Origin of the sequence: Sphingomonas sp. MA1305, from assembly GCF_016107325.1 — a bacterium.
Classification (GTDB): Bacteria; Pseudomonadota; Alphaproteobacteria; order Sphingomonadales; family Sphingomonadaceae; genus Sphingomonas.
This window is the reverse complement of sequence record NZ_RCVT01000001.1, coordinates 691,454-707,342: the sequence shown is the minus strand read 5'-3', so window position 1 is coordinate 707,342 and position 15,889 is coordinate 691,454. Positions and strand designations below refer to the sequence as shown.

Annotated in this window: 23 protein-coding genes; 9 read left to right on the top strand and 14 right to left on the bottom strand. The window is 64.3% G+C overall.

Annotated elements, in window-relative coordinates; translation table 11 throughout:
* Together D9601_RS03620 and D9601_RS03615 are read right to left on the bottom strand one after the other, a co-directional pair.
* Entirely contained in the window at positions 1-417 is a 417-nt protein-coding gene (locus tag D9601_RS03620) for a hypothetical protein (protein ID WP_198352545.1), read from the bottom strand.
* Positions 418-550: 133 nt separating this feature from the next.
* Entirely contained in the window at positions 551-829 is a 279-nt protein-coding gene (locus D9601_RS03615; protein ID WP_198352544.1) for a hypothetical protein, read from the bottom strand.
* 13 nt (positions 830-842) lie between these two features.
* On the opposite strand from D9601_RS03615, the gene D9601_RS03610 reads away from it, so the two are divergent.
* Entirely contained in the window at positions 843-1,736 is an 894-nt protein-coding gene (locus D9601_RS03610; protein WP_198352543.1) for a Calx-beta domain-containing protein, read from the top strand.
* Positions 1,733-2,086 (top strand): hypothetical protein, encoded by a 354-nt coding sequence (locus D9601_RS03605; protein WP_198352542.1) that lies wholly within the window; start codon positions 1,733-1,735, stop codon positions 2,084-2,086. Before D9601_RS03610 ends, D9601_RS03605 begins: the two co-directional genes overlap by 4 nt.
* 80 nt (positions 2,087-2,166) lie before the next feature.
* Here the strand turns inward: D9601_RS03605 and D9601_RS03600 are convergent, their stop codons facing one another.
* The 9 genes from D9601_RS03600 to D9601_RS03560 form a co-directional block, all read right to left on the bottom strand.
* Positions 2,167-2,745 (bottom strand): PEPxxWA-CTERM sorting domain-containing protein, encoded by a 579-nt coding sequence (locus tag D9601_RS03600; protein WP_198352541.1) that lies wholly within the window; start codon positions 2,743-2,745, stop codon positions 2,167-2,169.
* A 126-nt stretch (positions 2,746-2,871) separates the two neighbouring features.
* Complete coding sequence (locus D9601_RS03595) at positions 2,872-3,018, bottom strand: hypothetical protein (RefSeq protein ID WP_232473797.1); 147 nt, start codon at positions 3,016-3,018, stop codon at positions 2,872-2,874.
* A 41-nt stretch (positions 3,019-3,059) separates the two neighbouring features.
* Entirely contained in the window at positions 3,060-3,479 is a 420-nt protein-coding gene (locus tag D9601_RS03590; protein WP_198352539.1) for a hypothetical protein, read from the bottom strand.
* Entirely contained in the window at positions 3,470-3,694 is a 225-nt protein-coding gene (locus D9601_RS03585) for a hypothetical protein (protein ID WP_198352538.1), read from the bottom strand. Before D9601_RS03585 ends, D9601_RS03590 begins: the two co-directional genes overlap by 10 nt.
* The gene (locus tag D9601_RS03580; protein ID WP_198352537.1) at positions 3,694-3,930 is read right to left on the bottom strand and encodes a hypothetical protein; all 237 of its coding nucleotides are present in this window, start codon (positions 3,928-3,930) and stop codon (positions 3,694-3,696) included. Before D9601_RS03580 ends, D9601_RS03585 begins: the two co-directional genes overlap by 1 nt.
* 192 nt (positions 3,931-4,122) lie before the next feature.
* On the bottom strand, positions 4,123-4,743 hold the full coding sequence (locus D9601_RS03575) for an SOS response-associated peptidase family protein (protein WP_198352536.1): 621 nt from the start codon (positions 4,741-4,743) through the stop codon (positions 4,123-4,125).
* Positions 4,743-4,895, bottom strand: a complete 153-nt coding sequence (locus tag D9601_RS03570) for a hypothetical protein (RefSeq protein ID WP_198352535.1) — start codon at positions 4,893-4,895, stop codon at positions 4,743-4,745. The genes D9601_RS03575 and D9601_RS03570 overlap by 1 nt, the downstream gene beginning before the upstream one ends.
* Before the next feature lie 37 nt (positions 4,896-4,932).
* Positions 4,933-5,214 carry a DUF6894 family protein gene (locus D9601_RS03565; protein WP_198352534.1) on the bottom strand — a complete coding sequence of 94 codons (282 nt, stop codon included), beginning with the start codon at positions 5,212-5,214 and terminating at the stop codon, positions 4,933-4,935.
* Between the two features lie 56 nt (positions 5,215-5,270).
* Entirely contained in the window at positions 5,271-5,456 is a 186-nt protein-coding gene (locus tag D9601_RS03560) for a hypothetical protein (protein ID WP_198352533.1), read from the bottom strand.
* A 337-nt stretch (positions 5,457-5,793) separates the two neighbouring features.
* Between D9601_RS03560 and D9601_RS03555 the strand changes: the two genes are divergently transcribed.
* Positions 5,794-7,080 carry a hypothetical protein gene (locus tag D9601_RS03555; RefSeq protein WP_198352532.1) on the top strand — a complete coding sequence of 429 codons (1,287 nt, stop codon included), beginning with the start codon at positions 5,794-5,796 and terminating at the stop codon, positions 7,078-7,080.
* A gap of 236 nt (positions 7,081-7,316) precedes the next feature.
* On the opposite strand, the gene D9601_RS03550 is transcribed toward D9601_RS03555, so the two are convergent.
* The gene (locus D9601_RS03550) at positions 7,317-7,787 is read right to left on the bottom strand and encodes a hypothetical protein (protein ID WP_198352531.1); all 471 of its coding nucleotides are present in this window, start codon (positions 7,785-7,787) and stop codon (positions 7,317-7,319) included.
* 234 nt (positions 7,788-8,021) lie between these two features.
* Between D9601_RS03550 and D9601_RS03545 the strand changes: the two genes are divergently transcribed.
* Positions 8,022-9,065 (top strand): SPOR domain-containing protein, encoded by a 1,044-nt coding sequence (locus D9601_RS03545; protein ID WP_332837884.1) that lies wholly within the window; start codon positions 8,022-8,024, stop codon positions 9,063-9,065.
* A gap of 19 nt (positions 9,066-9,084) precedes the next feature.
* Here the strand turns inward: D9601_RS03545 and serB are convergent, their stop codons facing one another.
* Complete coding sequence (gene serB / locus D9601_RS03540; RefSeq protein ID WP_198353359.1) at positions 9,085-9,963, bottom strand: phosphoserine phosphatase SerB; 879 nt, start codon at positions 9,961-9,963, stop codon at positions 9,085-9,087.
* Here serB and miaA point away from each other — a divergent pair.
* The 5 genes from miaA (at position 9,944) to D9601_RS03515 (ending at position 15,188) form a co-directional block, all read left to right on the top strand.
* Positions 9,944-10,891: a tRNA (adenosine(37)-N6)-dimethylallyltransferase MiaA gene (gene miaA, locus D9601_RS03535; RefSeq protein WP_198352529.1), complete on the top strand. Its 948-nt coding sequence runs from the start codon at positions 9,944-9,946 to the stop codon at positions 10,889-10,891. The genes serB and miaA overlap by 20 nt on opposite strands.
* Positions 10,892-10,953: 62 nt before the next feature.
* Complete coding sequence (locus D9601_RS03530; RefSeq protein ID WP_198352528.1) at positions 10,954-12,699, top strand: acetolactate synthase 3 large subunit; 1,746 nt, start codon at positions 10,954-10,956, stop codon at positions 12,697-12,699.
* A gap of 95 nt (positions 12,700-12,794) precedes the next feature.
* The gene (ilvN, locus tag D9601_RS03525) at positions 12,795-13,310 is read left to right on the top strand and encodes an acetolactate synthase small subunit (RefSeq protein WP_198352527.1); all 516 of its coding nucleotides are present in this window, start codon (positions 12,795-12,797) and stop codon (positions 13,308-13,310) included.
* 100 nt (positions 13,311-13,410) lie between these two features.
* A complete protein-coding gene (gene ilvC, locus D9601_RS03520) occupies positions 13,411-14,430 on the top strand; it encodes a ketol-acid reductoisomerase (protein ID WP_198352526.1) in 1,020 nt (339 codons plus the stop codon).
* A 143-nt stretch (positions 14,431-14,573) separates the two neighbouring features.
* Entirely contained in the window at positions 14,574-15,188 is a 615-nt protein-coding gene (locus D9601_RS03515; protein WP_198352525.1) for a YceI family protein, read from the top strand.
* A 27-nt stretch (positions 15,189-15,215) separates the two neighbouring features.
* Here D9601_RS03515 and D9601_RS03510 read toward each other — a convergent pair whose 3' ends face one another.
* Positions 15,216-15,608 (bottom strand): BLUF domain-containing protein, encoded by a 393-nt coding sequence (locus D9601_RS03510; RefSeq protein WP_198352524.1) that lies wholly within the window; start codon positions 15,606-15,608, stop codon positions 15,216-15,218.
* Positions 15,609-15,889: the final 281 nt, after the last annotated feature.

Genomic DNA, 15,889 nt, shown 5'->3' with positions numbered 1-15,889 from the left:
TCAGAGCTGGAAGATGCCGTTGGCGTCCCAGGAGACGACGATATTGCCGCCGTTCGGCGTCACCGGGAGACCGGTCGCCGTGTCGATGTAGTAGATCAGCTGGGAGGTGCTGGCGGTGCCGGTGTCGAGGTAGAGGATGATCGCCTCTTCCTTGTCGGTCGAGCCGCTGGAGCCCGCCGGCACGGAGGTGAAGAGGGCGTCGTCGGCATCGAACAGGCCGTTGACCACGGTCTTGTTCGCCAGCGTCGCTGCGGTGCCGTAGCGCGCGGCTGCGGGCACGTCCGACAGGAATTGGTGCGTGTCGGAATAGGTATAGGTGCTGGTGTCGACCAGCTGCGCCTTCACGGTGCCGCTGACCAGGTTCACGCCTGCGGTCAGCAGCGCCTGCTTGTATTTGGGGTAGAGCTTGTTCGCCATGGTGGTGGTCCTTCGGTGTTGAACGGGGGGTCAGCGCGGCCACGCGTCGAGCAGGAGGCGGCGCTTGTCGTCGCAGGCGCGGAGATCGAGGCGGCCCTGACGGATCGTCGCGTCGTCATCGGCCGCGGTGGCGCTACCGTCCGGCTGGCGCGCCTGTGGCGTCGGCAGGCACGGCTGCAGCGCTGCCGCTGGCGGGGCCGGCGGAGGCGGGAGGAAAGAGGGCCGCGTCGAGCCCGTCGACGAGCCGCACGCGCTCAGCAGCGCGGCACAGAGCAGCGCCGGCAGGTGTCGCCGCATAGGACATGACCTCTCTGGTGTTGGTGAGGACGATGGGGCGCAGCGCCGCGGCGCGGGCGGAATAGTCGCCCACCGCCGCGGTCACCCGCACCGGCGCCCTGACGCGTACGGGCACCGTCGATTGGGCGGTGACCGGCAGCGGCACGCACCCGGCGAACGCCAGCGACTTCGTCGGCGGTGTCTTCCCGTCGGGCACCCTCGCCTTCGCGGCGAACGAGAGCAGCAAGACGATCAACGTGCCGATCCAGGGCGACACCGGCCAGGAGCCGGACGAGACCTTCACCGTGACGCTCAGCAATGCGCAGACCGCCGGCAACATCACCTCGGCAACCGCGACCGGCACGATCGTCAACGACGACGTCGGCGGTGGCGGGTCGGTCACCTATGCGGCTGGTACGCCCGGTTATTTCCAGAACTCGGGCGGCGCGACTCAGACCGTCGCCAACCAGGCGCTGCAGGCCGGACGCCTCGCGCTGTTCGTGAAGTCCGATTACGACCGCGCGCCCAACACCATCGTCGTCAAGCGCAGCGGCCAAGCCGACATTCCCCTCACCAAGCAGGGCAGCAACACCGCCTCGAGCGTGTGGCTGGGCGACATCCCGGCCGACGCCTCCGATTACAGCATCGTCTTCACGCGCACGACCTCGCCGACGGCGCTGATCATCCAGGGCTTCATTCCAATCTTCATCAAGGGCGCGAACGGCACGCCGACGCAGTATTTCGAGCAGACGTTCGGACCCGGCAACGACACCAGCGTGACCATGACGAACACGCTGACGCTGCCGGCCAACGGCCTCGCGCTGCGGTTCGCGATCAACGACATCGGCAATGCAAACAGCGGCCCTGCCACGCTGACGAACAACGACGGCGGCACCACCATCGCGAGCGGCAACTTCACCAACTTCGACGGCGGCCCGACCGTCTACACCGTCGCCACCCTCCCCGCGACCGCGCAGCCGTCCGTCGGCTTCGCCGGCAGCTCGTCCTATATTCGCCTGACTGCGATCGCGTTCGGGCCATGACGCGCTCCTGCATCTGCCCGTCCTGCGGCTATAACCTTGAGCGCGAGCAGCTGATCACCGACGGTCCGTTCACCTATGACCCCACCTGTCCGGCCTTCCTCATCGACGGGGAGCCGGTGCAGTGCCGGCCGCAGGTGCGGGAGGTGCTCGGCAGCGTCATGCAGGCGCGCGGCCGAACGCTGTCATTCGATGTGCTGGCGGAGCGGATAGGGTCCGATGCCCTTCGGCCGAACCGGCTTATCGACGTTGCGCTCTATCAAGCGCGGCGCATCTTCGCGGCGTCGCCATACCCTTGCCCCGTAGAGCGCATCCGCGGCGAGGGCCTGCGCTGGACATTCTCCGCGCGATAGCACGCGCGGCCGCAGACATAGGAAAGCCGCCGCCCCTTGCTCGGACGGCGGCTCCTCTCAGCCTGACCAGAGGGGTCAGATCAGGCGAAACGAACGGTCATGTTGACGTTCTTGCGGCGACGCATCGCAAAGCCAACTGCGCTCATACCGAGGATCATCAGCGCCCAAGTGGCGGGCTCAGGAACGGCCGCGGTTGCGTTGAACGAGAAGTTGTCGACCCCGTACTGAGGGCCGCTAAACGTGACCGACTTGATTCCGGTAACCGCGAACGAATACGTCGATGGGAAATCGGAAAAGTTGATCGACTGCAGGAGATTGCCAGTCGCGCCATAGGCATTTGCCGTACCGCTCGAGGAGCTCACGTTCGCAAAGCTGAACGCGTCGGCCAATGTAGTCAAAGTTGCAGTGATCGGGCTTGTGAAGTTCGCTCCCGCGATGAACATGCCATAAGCCGGCGCCGGGCACCCGCCACCGCATTGGACGAAACTTGCGCCGGTGAAGTTGATGCCGAGGGAGCTGTAAGTCGAACCGACCGCGCTACCTGCGGTCGTGGAGGCACCACTGGGGGTCGTCTCGAAATTGATTGACGTTGTGGCCGACGCCGGAGCTGCGATCGCAAGTGCTGCGCCTGCTGCTGCCAAGGTGAAGAGATGCTTCATGTTGTGTCCCCTGAGGTGCCACGCAGAGGAGCGAGGCTGAGGCCCGGGTTAATCTCGCGTTCACGCAAAAGATACGCTCGACATGGAACCATTTTGAAACGTGCAATTTCGGCACATTAACCGACGCTACTCTGCCGTGAGCGCCTGTCGCGCCGCAACGGCCAACTCGCGGAATGCAGCCTGCCACGTCGCACCGGCTTGATCCCACGGCAGCGGACCTTCCATCCGCTCGATCCGGCTGTCCCATAGCTTCTCGGCAAGGTGCTCGATCAACGCCTCATCATCGTTGCTGGTGCATAGACGACAGCGCGCCATCACGATCTCGCAATCATCTCGAGAACACGGCGCACCTGATCGTCGTGATCTTGGTGCGCGTGCGGCGGTCGACCGCGGAGCGCGTGCGCGATCGCTACCCCCATATCGATCGTGATCGGCAATCCAATTCGTCTGGATATGGCGGTGATCGCCGTTCCGACGTCCCCGCCTCGCCCGTTCTGATGAGCGTGCGCGATCCCGGTGCCGGGATCATTGCGGGTAGCGGCGCGCCAGAAGGCGTCGAACGGCGCGCGGTCGCCGACGTTATGCTCGTCTGGCGTCGCGATATGATGCAGGAACGCCAGCAGGAAACGCAGCTGATGGCTGCGGGGCACGACCTCACCGGACCTGACCTGATCGGCAACCTCTTCCAGCGCAACCAGCGCTCGAAATGCCAGCTGCTTGCGCGTCAGCCGCATGGTTCCCACGGGTCGCGCGCGCCGAGGAGGCGCTCGCTGACGTTCAGATGCTGGGCCAGGAACAGCCGGTCGTCATCATCCAGGCGCCGTGGCGACCCACGCGCGACGAACTGCTGCAGATAGGCGGCATTGCGGCCGATCACGGCAGAGAGATTGGCGAGGCTTTCACCGCGATCGGCGGCGAGCTGCCGCAGGTTCTGTTGCGGGGACGACATCAGTAGCAGCACCAGTCAATCTCGGCGTCATCGACCGCCTCGAACATCTCGCCGCTAGCCTGCATGTCGTTGAGGTGCTTGCGCACGTCGTCCGGTCCGCCCGCACGCGGGAAGCGCCGATCTGCTTTCGCCGCGGCGACCAGTTCGCCGACCGGCCCCTCGCGATCCACCTGCTGCAGCAGCCATGCGCCGAACGCCGGGCGCGGTTCTCCATAGCGATCCAGACCAGTCTGCATCGTCTGTCCTCCGACTCGATTCGATGCCGGATGGTATTCCGTTCCGCATTTGTTCTCAAGCAGATCGGTGGGGGGCCGGGGTGGGCAAGAGGGGGTCGCTTCCGGCCAACGGCAGATAGGCTGTTGGCTGTCCCCTGCTCACCATCAGCCCGGTGCACCCGCATCAGTCCCGGCAGACCTATTATAGCCGGATCACTTCCGGGTCGGGAAAACCGGGCCTCGGACTGTCATCCCGGTCGCTGGGAACGGCTGCTGGAGCGAAACGACATCGTCGTAGCTGCCGCGCAGCCACCGGTCCCAATCAGCCTCGTGCAGGATCGTCACCATGGCTTTCGGGTGGATCGGCGCGACCAGTTCGTTCGGATCGCAAGTGACCATCGCAAAGCTGCGCCCCTTGGCGGTCACCTGCCAAAATCCCGCGATCGCAAAAACCGGCTGCGCGGGGACGGCGAACCACATCTCGCCCTTGATCGGCTTCCCCTCGCCGACCTGGTGCAGATCGGGCGTCCACTCGCAGAACTCGGTCACCGGCACCAAACATCGTTTTTCCGGATCAGCAGCAAGCGCCTGCCACTGCTTCAGCCCGAGGTTGCGGACGTTGGTCATCGGCCATTTTGCCCCGCCGCCGAGGACGTCCCAGAGCATCACGTCCACGGCCCGCTTCCCCCGCTCCTCGCGAACCACGAAGGCCTTCGACTTCGGGAAAAGCTCCTGGGGGTCTTTATTGGGTCGGACGACGTCCTGCGCCCATCCGGCGCCGAAGCGCTCGAACAGCGTCTCAGGTTCGCCGGCGAAGCGCGCACGATTGCACATCAGATGTCGAGATCGCGCCGCTGCATCTCCGCGAGCAGCGCCTCGACCTCTGGGTCGCCCGCTTCCCCTGACGTCCGCTGGTACGCGTCCAGCAGCTGCTTGTCCGTCCACATGATGAGGATGGCAGGATCGGTTGTGGCCCAGCTGATCATGCCGACATCGTAGCCAAACGAGACGGCCGCGCCAGCCCTATGACATCTCGCCGCTTTTGGACGGCCGCGGCTTCTCCAAGGCTTGCCCAGCCGGTGAAGTCTGCCCGTCAATCTCCAGCGTCCACAGGATAAGGCCGACCGCGTCTGTCACCGTAATTGACCAGGGGCGAGACCCCCAAAAACTCTCCGGTGCATCCTTGAGCAAGACGCCCGACAAGCGGATCGCATCATGCCTCGCCTCACGAAAAGTGGGAAATTCCGTCCCTTCCATATCGGTGAACCGCTTATCTGTTTCGGTATGGAAAAAGAAACGCGGCATTGCAGGTCCCCTGACTAGGATCTGTCATAGTGCTGCAATGCGACATTCGATCCGCGCTAAATGGTCGGCGCATCAGGTTGTGCCAAATCGACGCGGAGGCGTGACTCGATCACCGCACACCGCGCTTCGAGTTCCTCGGCCATTTGTATCAGGGTCGCAGCGATGCCCGTGCCAGCGAATCCCTTCGCCAGATCCCGATACCGCGCAGCCTGCTCCCGCAGATGATCAGCTTCAGACAACATACGGACATCATAGCCCGCCTATGTTGCTGAACGATTGGCGACCTGTTCATCTTGATGAAACGGCGCTGCCTGCCGCGGCGGCTAGCACCCGCCCGTCAGATCTCCTCGCGCATCACGCGCAGCCACCGCTTCAGGCGGCGCTACCATTGCCGCATTAGCGTTATCGGCTCCGGCCGCGGCGGACGAGGCGGCAGCGCTTTGCGCCGCACATGTTTATCGACTCATTGTCATAGCGTGGCACCACGATGCGTGCTTCACGCAGTGCAAAAGCACTATTGTTGATCTTGGCTTTTGCCAATCATCACGATACCCACGATGATCAATTGGGGGTATCGTTATGGCCGAAAAGGCGAAATTGGACTCGGCGGATCTTGCAGCGGCGCGCAAAAGCCTTGAGCCTTTTTTAACTGCAAACCCTAGTGCTTCCATCAGAGAATTCGGTACCGAGCCGAAGATATTTCGAGCTATAGAACAGCCTTGGGGGGACAAATCTATAGCGTTCAATATCACCGATCTTAGCACTGCTTTATGCGATGCGCTTAATGCGGTTATCCTCCCAGCGCGATTATCAGCGCTGTATCACCGCGATAGCCGACGATTAGAGGTTATTTGGACCGCTTACGAGCTGCCAGATAATCAAAAAATCGTTGCTCAGCGCTCGTTTAAATACTCTTATGAAGGCAGTGCTCATAATTGCTCTTTCGGCAGATCGAGCGATCGCCTTCTCGAAATTGCAAAAGTATTTGCGTCGTTGAAAATGTCTAACACTAGCTTCAGAAATATGCAGTCCATTCGAGCATATGTTAGAAGCCAAAACTCCGATAAGGCCCAAGACACCTCTATATCTCAGCCAATTTCTTTTTGGATAGACAATATAGACTGGGATGATGAGAAAACTGTTGAGTTTATTAATAACTTAAACTTCTATCTTAGCTACTATGATAACGAAGGCCCGATAGTAGCGCTGCATCAAGAATCTACCACTGACAAGCCGCAGCCAAAATATCGCTATATATCCGGAAAGTTTCCGGGGACGATAAAGGGTAAAAAGCTTGACAACAACCTTCTAAGCTTTTGGGAAGCGTCGAGCGGCGGGGATGCAGCCCGGCGTTTTCAGTATTACTATCGGATTATCGAATACACTTCATTTTTCTACATTGAAAGCTCAGCCCGCCTCGCCTTGAAGCGGATTTTAGCATCGCCCGATGCTGCCGATGATATTGGTGCAACCACTGAAAAGCTGATGTCAGCCTTTCAGATGTCAAAGCTTGACGAATATGCTAAATTTTCCCAGTTGATGCAGGATGTAATTGATCCAAAGATACTTTGGACAGGAATTAAGGAAAACATTTCAGCCTTCAGCAAAGACGTAAAATTTGATGGGGGTTACGTATTAAAGGCGATAATTGCGCCGACGACTAAGGAATCCACATTCATTCCCAAGGGTGTCGAGACCTTTACCAAATCCATCCGCGACATTAGGAATGCTCTTTCGCACGGTAGAGATTTCAAAAGCGCTTCGGTTATTATGCCTACTTCACGAAACCTTAACGCTCTTCAGCCATGGGTGCATCTGATAGCCATTGCAGCAGGCCAGGTTGTTTTATATAAAGACGTATCTTAGGTTACACCAACCCCTTGAGCGGTGGAACGATGTGGCCCAAATGGGGTTGGTTACGGTCGTCATCATGGAGGACGCGCATATGAATACCGGTGGTTGATCAACGATCATAAAGCGTTTCGCGCGAACTCAAACGCCGTCCGCTAGGGCGGCGTTTTTGCGTTAGCGCTTATGCCCTTATCAGGCGGTTGATGAATTTAAGCGGGGGTGGCTATCCCGCGAGACGCCGCGATTTCTCCTCAGCTACGCGCGCCTCCCGGCCCCGCAAGAAGCAGTTGAGCTGGCATGCCGCTCTCGTATTCGGTCGCGATCGGGGCAGCGATGCGGTCATAGACGGTGGCACCGTCGGCCATCACGACGTTCGGCAGGAAGGCCTGTTCGAACGTCTCGACGCCGCTGGTCACGCTCTCCAGCTTCGCCTTGATCACTAGCAGCAGCGCCCTCGCCTTCTGCCGGTGAGCCTGCTGGGCCCGGGCGATTCGCTGGGCGTTCGACAGCATCGCTCCTCGCCCATCTCGCGTCGGCATATCGGCGGCGGCGGGCAGGCCGACACGGAAACGGACCTGGCGCCCCTCCATCGCGAACTGGATCGTGAAGCGCTCGGGTTCCTCATATTGCGCGACGCGGTCGGCGCCGGCTCGCTTCACCAGCGAGACGATCTCGGCGATCGACTTTTCGACCGGCACGGTGGTGCCTTCAGCGTAGGCCATGCGGGCGCTCCGAAGTTAATGTGAAAAGCTCGCCGCATGTTTTCCTGAAATCGGCTAAGCCATTGAGGGTAAACGGGGGTGTTTTCCCGAAACGGGGGGTGAACATCGTTGGAAGACTGCGGCCCTGCGCATATGAAGCGGTTAATGGCCAAAAAGCAGGGTTACCGCCGTTTTTGCCGCTTTGCCTTCCGTCGCATCGCCGGGCATGGTGGCGGAAAGGGCTGAAGGGGGCGAATGATGCGTTTCGCGAAGATAATGCCGGGAATTGGCGTCGCGGCGGGGCTGATGCTGGCGGTCGCGCCGGCCGTCGCGCAGAACGTCAAGGCGGGCGTCGATGCCTGGGGCCGAGGCGACTACAAGACCGCGGTCGACCAGTGGCGCGGGCCGGCCGTGGCGGGCGACCCCGATGCGCAGTTCAACCTGGGCCAGGCCTATAAGCTCGGCCGCGGCGTGCCGCTCGACCCGGTGCTGGCGGAAAGCTGGTTCCGCAAGGCGGCGGTGCAGGGGCATTTCCAGGCCCAGGACAATTACGGCCTCGCGCTGTTCCAGGCTGGCAAGAAGGCCGATGCCGCACCCTGGCTGGAAAAATCCGCTGCTCGCGGCGAACCGCGGGCGCAGCTCGTCCTCGGCACGATGCTGTTCAACGGTGACGGCCTACCGGTCAATTATCCCCGCGCCTATGCGCTGATGACCCTGGCGGCCCAGTCGAAGATGGCCGCTGCGGCGGAGCCGGCGGCGCAGACGCTGGCGCAGATGGACCAATATATCACGCCCGCCGATCGCGAACGCGGCACCGCGCTCGCGCAGCAGATGGCGGCGCAATATCGCATGCCCGCCGGTCCGGCGGCCGGCATGCCGACGCGCGCGGTAGCGAGTGCCGACGTGCCACCGTCGCGCGTCGAGGCCGAACGCCCCCGGCCTCGCCCGGCGCCGCGCACGCCGGCACCCGACCGGCCGGTGCCCGACCGGATCGTCGAACAGCCCGTCCAGACCCGGCCCGCGCCGCATCGCCCTGCCCCGGCCGCCGAGCGTTCGACGCCCGCGCCCGTCGCGGCTCCCGCGGCCGGCGGCTGGCGCATCCAGCTCGGTGCGTTCAGCAGTCAGGCCAATGCCGAAGCGCAATGGGCGAAGGTGCGTGGCCGGCTCGGCGCGGCCAAGCCTGTCTACGCCCGCGCCGGCACCCTGACCCGGTTGCAGGCGGGCGGTTTCGCCAGCAAGGCCGCCGCACAGCGGGCGTGCAGCGCATCGGGCGTGTCCTGCGTCGTGGTCGCGCCCTGACGCTCGAGGCTGGGTCGGATCAGGCGATCCAGTCGGCGCGCCTGATCCCCTGCGCGTAGAGCAGCGCCGACAGGTCGCCGTGATCGATCCGCGCCGCCGCCGCCTCGGCGACGATCGGTTTGGCATGATAGGCGACGCCCAGCCCCGCCGCGCGGATCATCGCCAGATCGTTGGCGCCGTCGCCGACCGCCAGGCTGCGCGCCGGATCGATGCCCAGCGTGACGATCGCCTCGCGCAGCGTCGTCTCCTTGGTGGCGGCCCCGACGATCGGCTTGGCGACCGCGCCGGTCAGCCGCCCGTCCTCGATCAGCAGCCGATTGGCGATGGCGCGGTCGAAGCCGATCTCCGCCGCCACCGGCTCGGCGAAGCGGGTGAAGCCGCCCGACACCAGGATCGCCTGCCCGCCCCGCGCCCGCATCGTCCGCACCAGCGCCTTCGCGCCCGGCATGATCGTGACCCGTTCCGCCAGGCATGCGGCGATCACCGCTTCGTCGAGGCCGGCGAGCAGCGCGACCCGCGCGTCCAGCGCAGCCTCGAAATCCAATTCGCCGCGCATGGCGCGTTCGGTGACCGCCGCCACCTCCGCCTTGATGCCGGCATAATCGGCGAGCTCGTCGATACATTCGACGGTGATCATCGTCGAATCCATGTCGGCGACGATCAGCGTCTTGGCGCGGCTAGCGGTCGGCTGCACGACGACGTCGATGCCGGCGAAGACGCCGTCCAGTGCCGCGCGGGCCGCGATGGGATCCTCAGCGAACGGCAAATCCGCCGCCTGCCCCACGTCGATCCACATCGGCGCGGACGGGCCGCACCCTGCCTGCGCCAGCCGGTCGGCCGCCGCTGACAAATCGCCTGCATCGAACGTCCCTGCTGCTATGAGCGTCGCCGTGAACACCATCGTCTCCCGTCCCAGGCTGGCGCTCATCGCAGGGCCGACCGCGAGCGGCAAGTCCGCCGCCGCCATCCTGCTCGCCAGGCGACACGACGGTGTCGTCATCAATGCCGATGCCAGCCAGGTCTATGCCGACCTGCGCATCCTCACGGCGCGGCCGAGCGTAACCGAGGCGGCAGCGGCCCCGCATCGCCTGTTCGGCCATGTCGACGCCGCCGACGCCGGCTATTCGGCGGCCCGCTGGGCCGATGAGGCGAAGCTCGCGATCGACGCCGCGCACGCTGCGGGCAGGCTGCCCATCCTCGTCGGCGGCACCGGCCTGTATCTCCGCACCCTGCTGGACGGCATCGCGCCCGTGCCGCCGATCGATCCGGCGATCCGCGCCGCCGTCCGCGCCCTGCCCGTCGCCGACGCGCATCGGATGCTCGCCCGGGAGGATCCCGCCGCCGCCGTACGGCTCGCCCCGGCCGACACGACGCGGGTGGCGCGGGCGCTCGAGGTGATCCGGTCGACCGGACGCCCCCTCGCCGCCTGGCAAAGCGAGCGCGTCGGCGGCATCGCCGACGCGGTAACGCTCGCCGCCGCCATCCTGCTGCCCGACCGCGAGCGGCTCGTCGAACGGATCGACCGTCGCTGCGAGCAGATGTTCGCCGAGGGCGCAGAGCAGGAGGTGGCACAGCTGCTCGCCCGCGACGACGTTCCCGCAGACGCGCCGATCCGCCGTGCCATCGGCGTGCCGCCGATCGCCGCCTGGCTGCAGGGCAGGTCGACGCGGGCCGCCGCGCTGGCGCAGGTGCAGATCGACACCCGCCGCTATGCCAAGCGGCAATACACGTGGTTCCGTCACCAACCACCACCGAATTGGGTCGCCGCGAAAGATTCTGTCGATTTGATTGGTAAAATCGATCGTTTGTTGTCGAATCCGGGTTGACCCTGCTTCCGCCGCCCTCTAACCGCCCAGCCCTCACCGGCAGTATACGGACGGAGGTTATCGTGGCGGAGCAAAGCGGAGCGGACATCCTGGTCGAGGCGCTGTGCGATCTCGGCGTGGAGGTCGTGTTCGGCTATCCCGGCGGCGCGGTCTTGCCGATCTACGACGCCATGTTCCGCTCGGGCCGGATCAAGCACATCCTGGTCCGTCACGAGCAGGCGGCGACGCATGCGGCGGAGGGCTATGCCCGCTCGACCGGCAAGCCGGGCGTGGTGCTCGTCACCTCCGGCCCCGGTGCGACCAATGCCGTCACCGGCATCACCGACGCCCTGCTCGATTCGATCCCGATGGTGGTGATCACCGGCCAGGTGCCGACCGGGCTGATCGGCACCGACGCCTTCCAGGAGGCGGACACCGTCGGCATCACCCGCCACTGCACCAAGCACAACTATCTGGTGAAGGACCCGGCGCGGCTCGGTCCGGTGATCCACGAGGCGTTCCATATCGCCACCTCGGGCCGCCCCGGTCCGGTGGTGATCGACATCCCGAAGGATGTGCAGGTCGCCACCGCCCGCTACACCAAGCCCGGTGCGATCCAGCACAAGACCTATCGCCCGCAGGTGAAGGCGCGACCGAGCGAGATCGAGCAGGTCGTCGACATGCTCGCCGCGGCGGAACGGCCGATCCTGTATACCGGCGGCGGCGTGATCAACGCCGGGCCCGCCGCCTCGCAGCTGCTTCGCGAGCTGGCCAAGGTGACGGGCGCGCCGGTCACCTCGACGCTGATGGGCCTCGGCGCCTTTCCGGCCTCGTCGCCCCAGTTCCTCGGCATGCTCGGCATGCATGGCACCTTTGAAGCCAATATGGCGATGAACCAGGCCGATCTGGTCGTCGCGATCGGCAGCCGGTTCGACGATCGCGTCACCGGCCGGCTCGACGCGTTCAGCCCGACGAGCCGCAAGGTGCACATCGACATCGACCGGTCGAGCGTCAACAAGAACGTGCGCGTCGACCTGGCGATCATCGCCGACGCCGGCCACGCGATGGAGGACATGATCCGCGTCTGGAAGGCGCGTCAGCACCCGCGGCCGGATACGCGCGAATGGTGGCGCCGGATCGAGGGCTGGCGGGCGGTGAAATGCCTCGACTTTCCGGAAGCGGGCGAGGAGATCATGCCGCAGCGCGCGATCCGTGCGCTGTTCGAGGCGACGCATGCGCGCAACCCGATCATCACTACCGAGGTCGGTCAGCACCAAATGTGGGCGGCGCAGCATTTCGGCTTCGACGCGCCCAACAAATGGCTGACCAGCGGCGGTCTCGGCACGATGGGCTATGGCCTGCCCGCGGCGATCGGCGCGCAGCTCGGCAATCCCAAGGCTTTGGTCATCGACATCGCCGGCGAGGCGTCGATCCAGATGAACATCCAGGAGCTGGCAACGGCGACGCAATATCGGCTGCCGGTCAAGATCTTCATCCTCAACAACGAATATATGGGGATGGTGCGCCAGTGGCAGGAGCTGACCTACGAGAGCCGCTATGCCGAAAGCTATTCCGACAGCCTGCCCGACTTCGTGAAGCTGGGCGAGGCCTATGGCTGGAAGGGCATTCGGATCGAGGCGCGCGACGCTTTGGAGGATGGCATCCAGGCGATGCTCGACCATGATGGACCGGTGATCGTCGACTGCCGCGTCGCGAAGCTCGCCAATTGCTTCCCGATGATCCCGTCGGGCGCGGCGCATACCGACATGATCCTGCAAGCGAACGAGGTGTCGGGCACGATGGACGATGAGGCCAAGGCGCTGGTTTGACATGATCGTCACCCCAGCGAACGCTGGGGACTCAAGCCGCCAGAACCCGCTCAAAGAACAGGGAGACCCCGGCATTCGCCGGGGTGACGATCCGGATGCACATCAAGACCGAAGCCGCCGAACGACATACGCTGTCGGTGATCGTCGACAACGAACCGGGCATCCTCGCCCGGATCGCCGGCCTGTTCACCGCGCGCGGTTACAATATCGAAAGCCTGACCGTGTCGGAGATCACCCACGACAAGGCGGTCAGCCGGATCACCATCGTCACCAGCGCCTCGCCGCCGGTGATGGAGCAGATCATCGCCCAGCTTGACCGGCTGGTACCGGTACATAAAGTTACCGATCTCAGTGCTTTAGGCCCGCACGTTGAGCGCGAGCTGGCCTTGGTCAAGGTGGCGGGCAGCGGCGACCACCGGATCGAGGCGCTGCGCCTGGCGGAGGTCTATCGCGCCCGCGTCGTCGACGCGACGATCGGCTCCTTCGTCTTCGAGGTGACCGGCACAAGCGAGAAGATTGACAAGTTTGTCGAACTGATGGGCGAGGTCGGCCTGGTCGAGGTCGCCCGCACCGGCATCGTCGCCATCGCGCGGGGCAAGGACGCCGCTTAGCTCCACCCCTTTCGTCATCCCCGCCGAGGCGGGTATCCATAAGCACTAGCGTCTGCGGGTCTGGATTCCCGCCTTCGCGGGAAGGACAAGGAAGTAGAACATGAAGGTCTATTACGATCGCGACGCCGATCTGAACCTGATCACCGACAAGAAGATCGTGATCCTCGGCTACGGCTCGCAGGGCCATGCCCACGCCCAGAACCTGCGTGATTCGGGGGTCAAGGACGTCGCGATCGCGCTGCGGCCCGGCTCGGCGTCCGCCGCCAAGGCCGAGGCCGCGGGCTTCAAGGTGCTGTCGAACAAGGAAGCTGCGGGCTGGGCCGACATCCTGATGATGCTCGCCCCCGACGAGCATCAGGCGGCGATTTGGGATCAGGACCTGAAGGGCAACATGAAGCCGGGCAGTGCGATCGCCTTCGCCCACGGCCTCAACGTGCATTTCGGCCTGATCGAACCGCCGGCGGACATCGACGTGATCATGATCGCCCCCAAGGGGCCGGGCCATACCGTGCGCAGCGAATATGTCCGCGGCGGCGGCGTCCCCTGCCTGATCGCGATCCACCAGGACGCCAGCGGCAACGCCCATGACATCGCGCTCGCCTATGCCAGTGGCGTTGGCGGCGGCCGCTCCGGCATCATCGAGACCAATTTCAAGGAAGAGTGCGAGACCGACCTGTTCGGCGAGCAAGCGGTGCTGTGCGGCGGTATCACCCATCTGATCCAGGCCGGCTTCGAGACGCTGGTCGACGCCGGCTATGCACCGGAGATGGCCTATTTCGAGTGCCTGCACGAGACCAAGCTGATCGTCGACCTGCTCTATGAGGGCGGCATCGCCAACATGCGCTATTCGATCAGCAACACCGCCGAATATGGCGACATCACGACCGGCCCGCGGATCATCACCGACGAGACGAAGAAGGAGATGAAGCGGGTGCTCGCCGACATCCAGTCGGGCCGTTTCGTCAAGAATTTCGTCCTCGACAACCGCGCCGGCCAACCCGAGTTGAAGGCCGCACGCAAGGCGGCGGAAGCGCATCCGATCGAGAAGACGGGCGCGGGACTGCGCGCCATGATGCCGTGGATCGGCGCCAACAAGCTGGTCGACAAGGCGAAGAACTAAACGAAGCGCCGCCGCCCTCATCTCGCTCCGGTGGTGCGCCGGCGGGATGAGGGCGGCGGCCCGCAACCGATCGTTTCCGTTCCGGCACTTCCCGGCGCGTCGGCGTTATGGTCAAACAGCCCTGTCATTCAGGGAGACCATCCATGCGCCTTATTCTCGCCGCCGCGGTCGCCGCGGTCGCCATTCCTGCCGCCGCGCAGATCATTCCGACCGCCCCCGGACAGCCCGGTCAGCCGGCAACGAAGGTCCCGGCCGGCACCTATCAGGTCGACCCCTTCCACACTCAGGTTTCTTGGGAAGTGAACCACATGGGCTTCTCGATCCTGGAAGGCATGTTCGGCGCGTCGGGCGGCTCGATCACCATCGACCCGGCCAAGCCCGCTGCCGCCAAGGTCGAGGTGACGTTCCAGGTCGACCAGCTCAGCACGACCGCGGCCCCGTTTGCCAAGCACCTTCAGTCGAAGGACTTTTTCGACGCCGCGACATATCCGACGGCGCGTTTCGTCTCGACCGGCGTGACGCCGCGCGGCGGCAACAAGGCGACGATCACCGGCAATCTGACGATCAAGGACCAGACCAAGCCGGTGACGATCGACGCGACCTTCATCGGCGCGGGCACCAACCCGATGAACAAGAAGCTGAATTTCGGCTTTGACGGCACCACGACGATCAAGCGCAGCGACTTCGGCGTCGGCGCTTATGCCCCCGTCGTCTCCGACACGGTGAAGCTGCACATCCACGCCGCTTTCACCGCTTAATAAACACGATGCGGACGCCGGCGCGGCTTAGGCCGCCCGGCGTACCCGCGCGAACCCCTCGAACGTCGCGCGCACCGCGGCGTCGACGCCCTCCGACAGGCGCAGCACGCGCTCCAGCGCATCCCCGGCCTCACCCGGCTTGGCATAGGCCATCGCCCATTCGCCGAATTCGCGCGCCTCGATCTCGCGGCTCGACAGCAGCACCAGCGCGTGATGGCGAGGATCGGCCTGGATGCGGGCAAAGGTCGTATCGACCGCGGCATCGCTGCCCTCCAGCGCCTGCAGAAAGCGCTTGCCGTCGAAGAACAGCAAACCCGTGACGCGATCGCGCGCATTGTTGCGCCGCGACTGCGCCAGAATCGCATCGGCGTCGGCGACGATACCCCGCCGGACGGTGCTGATATAGACGAGTTGGCGCATGTTCCGGCCCTTTACAACCTGGGTTAATGAGCCCCCGCTCGTACCCGATTGCGGCTAACATCAACCCGTTAACAAAACGGTTCGCGATCATGACCTTTGTCGTGCTGGACAAGTTTCGATGAGGCCGGCATGACGCGGCCAGCATGATTAGCGCGCGCCTTCTTCGACTTATCCGCCCTTGAGGGTGGTCGTGCGCCCGCGCGCCGCCTTCAAGGGCCGACCTCGCACCAGCGCCATCTAACGCCGCGAAGTCCCGACCGTCGCGGCCAGAGCCGGGAAAC

Coding starts and splice junctions, on each gene's coding strand:
- D9601_RS03560 (WP_198352533.1), bottom strand. CDS start 5,456: ATGTTGTCTGAAGCTGATCATCTGCGGGAGCAGGCTGCGCGGTATCGG.
- miaA (WP_198352529.1), top strand. CDS start 9,944: ATGAGCGTCGCCGTGAACACCATCGTCTCCCGTCCCAGGCTGGCGCTC.
- D9601_RS03515 (WP_198352525.1), top strand. CDS start 14,574: ATGCGCCTTATTCTCGCCGCCGCGGTCGCCGCGGTCGCCATTCCTGCC.
- D9601_RS03510 (WP_198352524.1), bottom strand. CDS start 15,608: ATGCGCCAACTCGTCTATATCAGCACCGTCCGGCGGGGTATCGTCGCC.
- D9601_RS03565 (WP_198352534.1), bottom strand. CDS start 5,214: ATGCCGCGTTTCTTTTTCCATACCGAAACAGATAAGCGGTTCACCGAT.
- D9601_RS03580 (WP_198352537.1), bottom strand. CDS start 3,930: ATGCAGACTGGTCTGGATCGCTATGGAGAACCGCGCCCGGCGTTCGGC.
- D9601_RS03555 (WP_198352532.1), top strand. CDS start 5,794: ATGGCCGAAAAGGCGAAATTGGACTCGGCGGATCTTGCAGCGGCGCGC.
- ilvN (WP_198352527.1), top strand. CDS start 12,795: ATGCACATCAAGACCGAAGCCGCCGAACGACATACGCTGTCGGTGATC.
- D9601_RS03605 (WP_198352542.1), top strand. CDS start 1,733: ATGACGCGCTCCTGCATCTGCCCGTCCTGCGGCTATAACCTTGAGCGC.
- D9601_RS03590 (WP_198352539.1), bottom strand. CDS start 3,479: ATGCGGCTGACGCGCAAGCAGCTGGCATTTCGAGCGCTGGTTGCGCTG.
- D9601_RS03600 (WP_198352541.1), bottom strand. CDS start 2,745: ATGAAGCATCTCTTCACCTTGGCAGCAGCAGGCGCAGCACTTGCGATC.
- ilvC (WP_198352526.1), top strand. CDS start 13,411: ATGAAGGTCTATTACGATCGCGACGCCGATCTGAACCTGATCACCGAC.
- D9601_RS03570 (WP_198352535.1), bottom strand. CDS start 4,895: ATGATCAGCTGGGCCACAACCGATCCTGCCATCCTCATCATGTGGACG.
- D9601_RS03550 (WP_198352531.1), bottom strand. CDS start 7,787: ATGGCCTACGCTGAAGGCACCACCGTGCCGGTCGAAAAGTCGATCGCC.
- D9601_RS03585 (WP_198352538.1), bottom strand. CDS start 3,694: ATGTCGTCCCCGCAACAGAACCTGCGGCAGCTCGCCGCCGATCGCGGT.
- D9601_RS03620 (WP_198352545.1), bottom strand. CDS start 417: ATGGCGAACAAGCTCTACCCCAAATACAAGCAGGCGCTGCTGACCGCA.
- D9601_RS03575 (WP_198352536.1), bottom strand. CDS start 4,743: ATGTGCAATCGTGCGCGCTTCGCCGGCGAACCTGAGACGCTGTTCGAG.
- D9601_RS03545 (WP_332837884.1), top strand. CDS start 8,022: ATGATGCGTTTCGCGAAGATAATGCCGGGAATTGGCGTCGCGGCGGGG.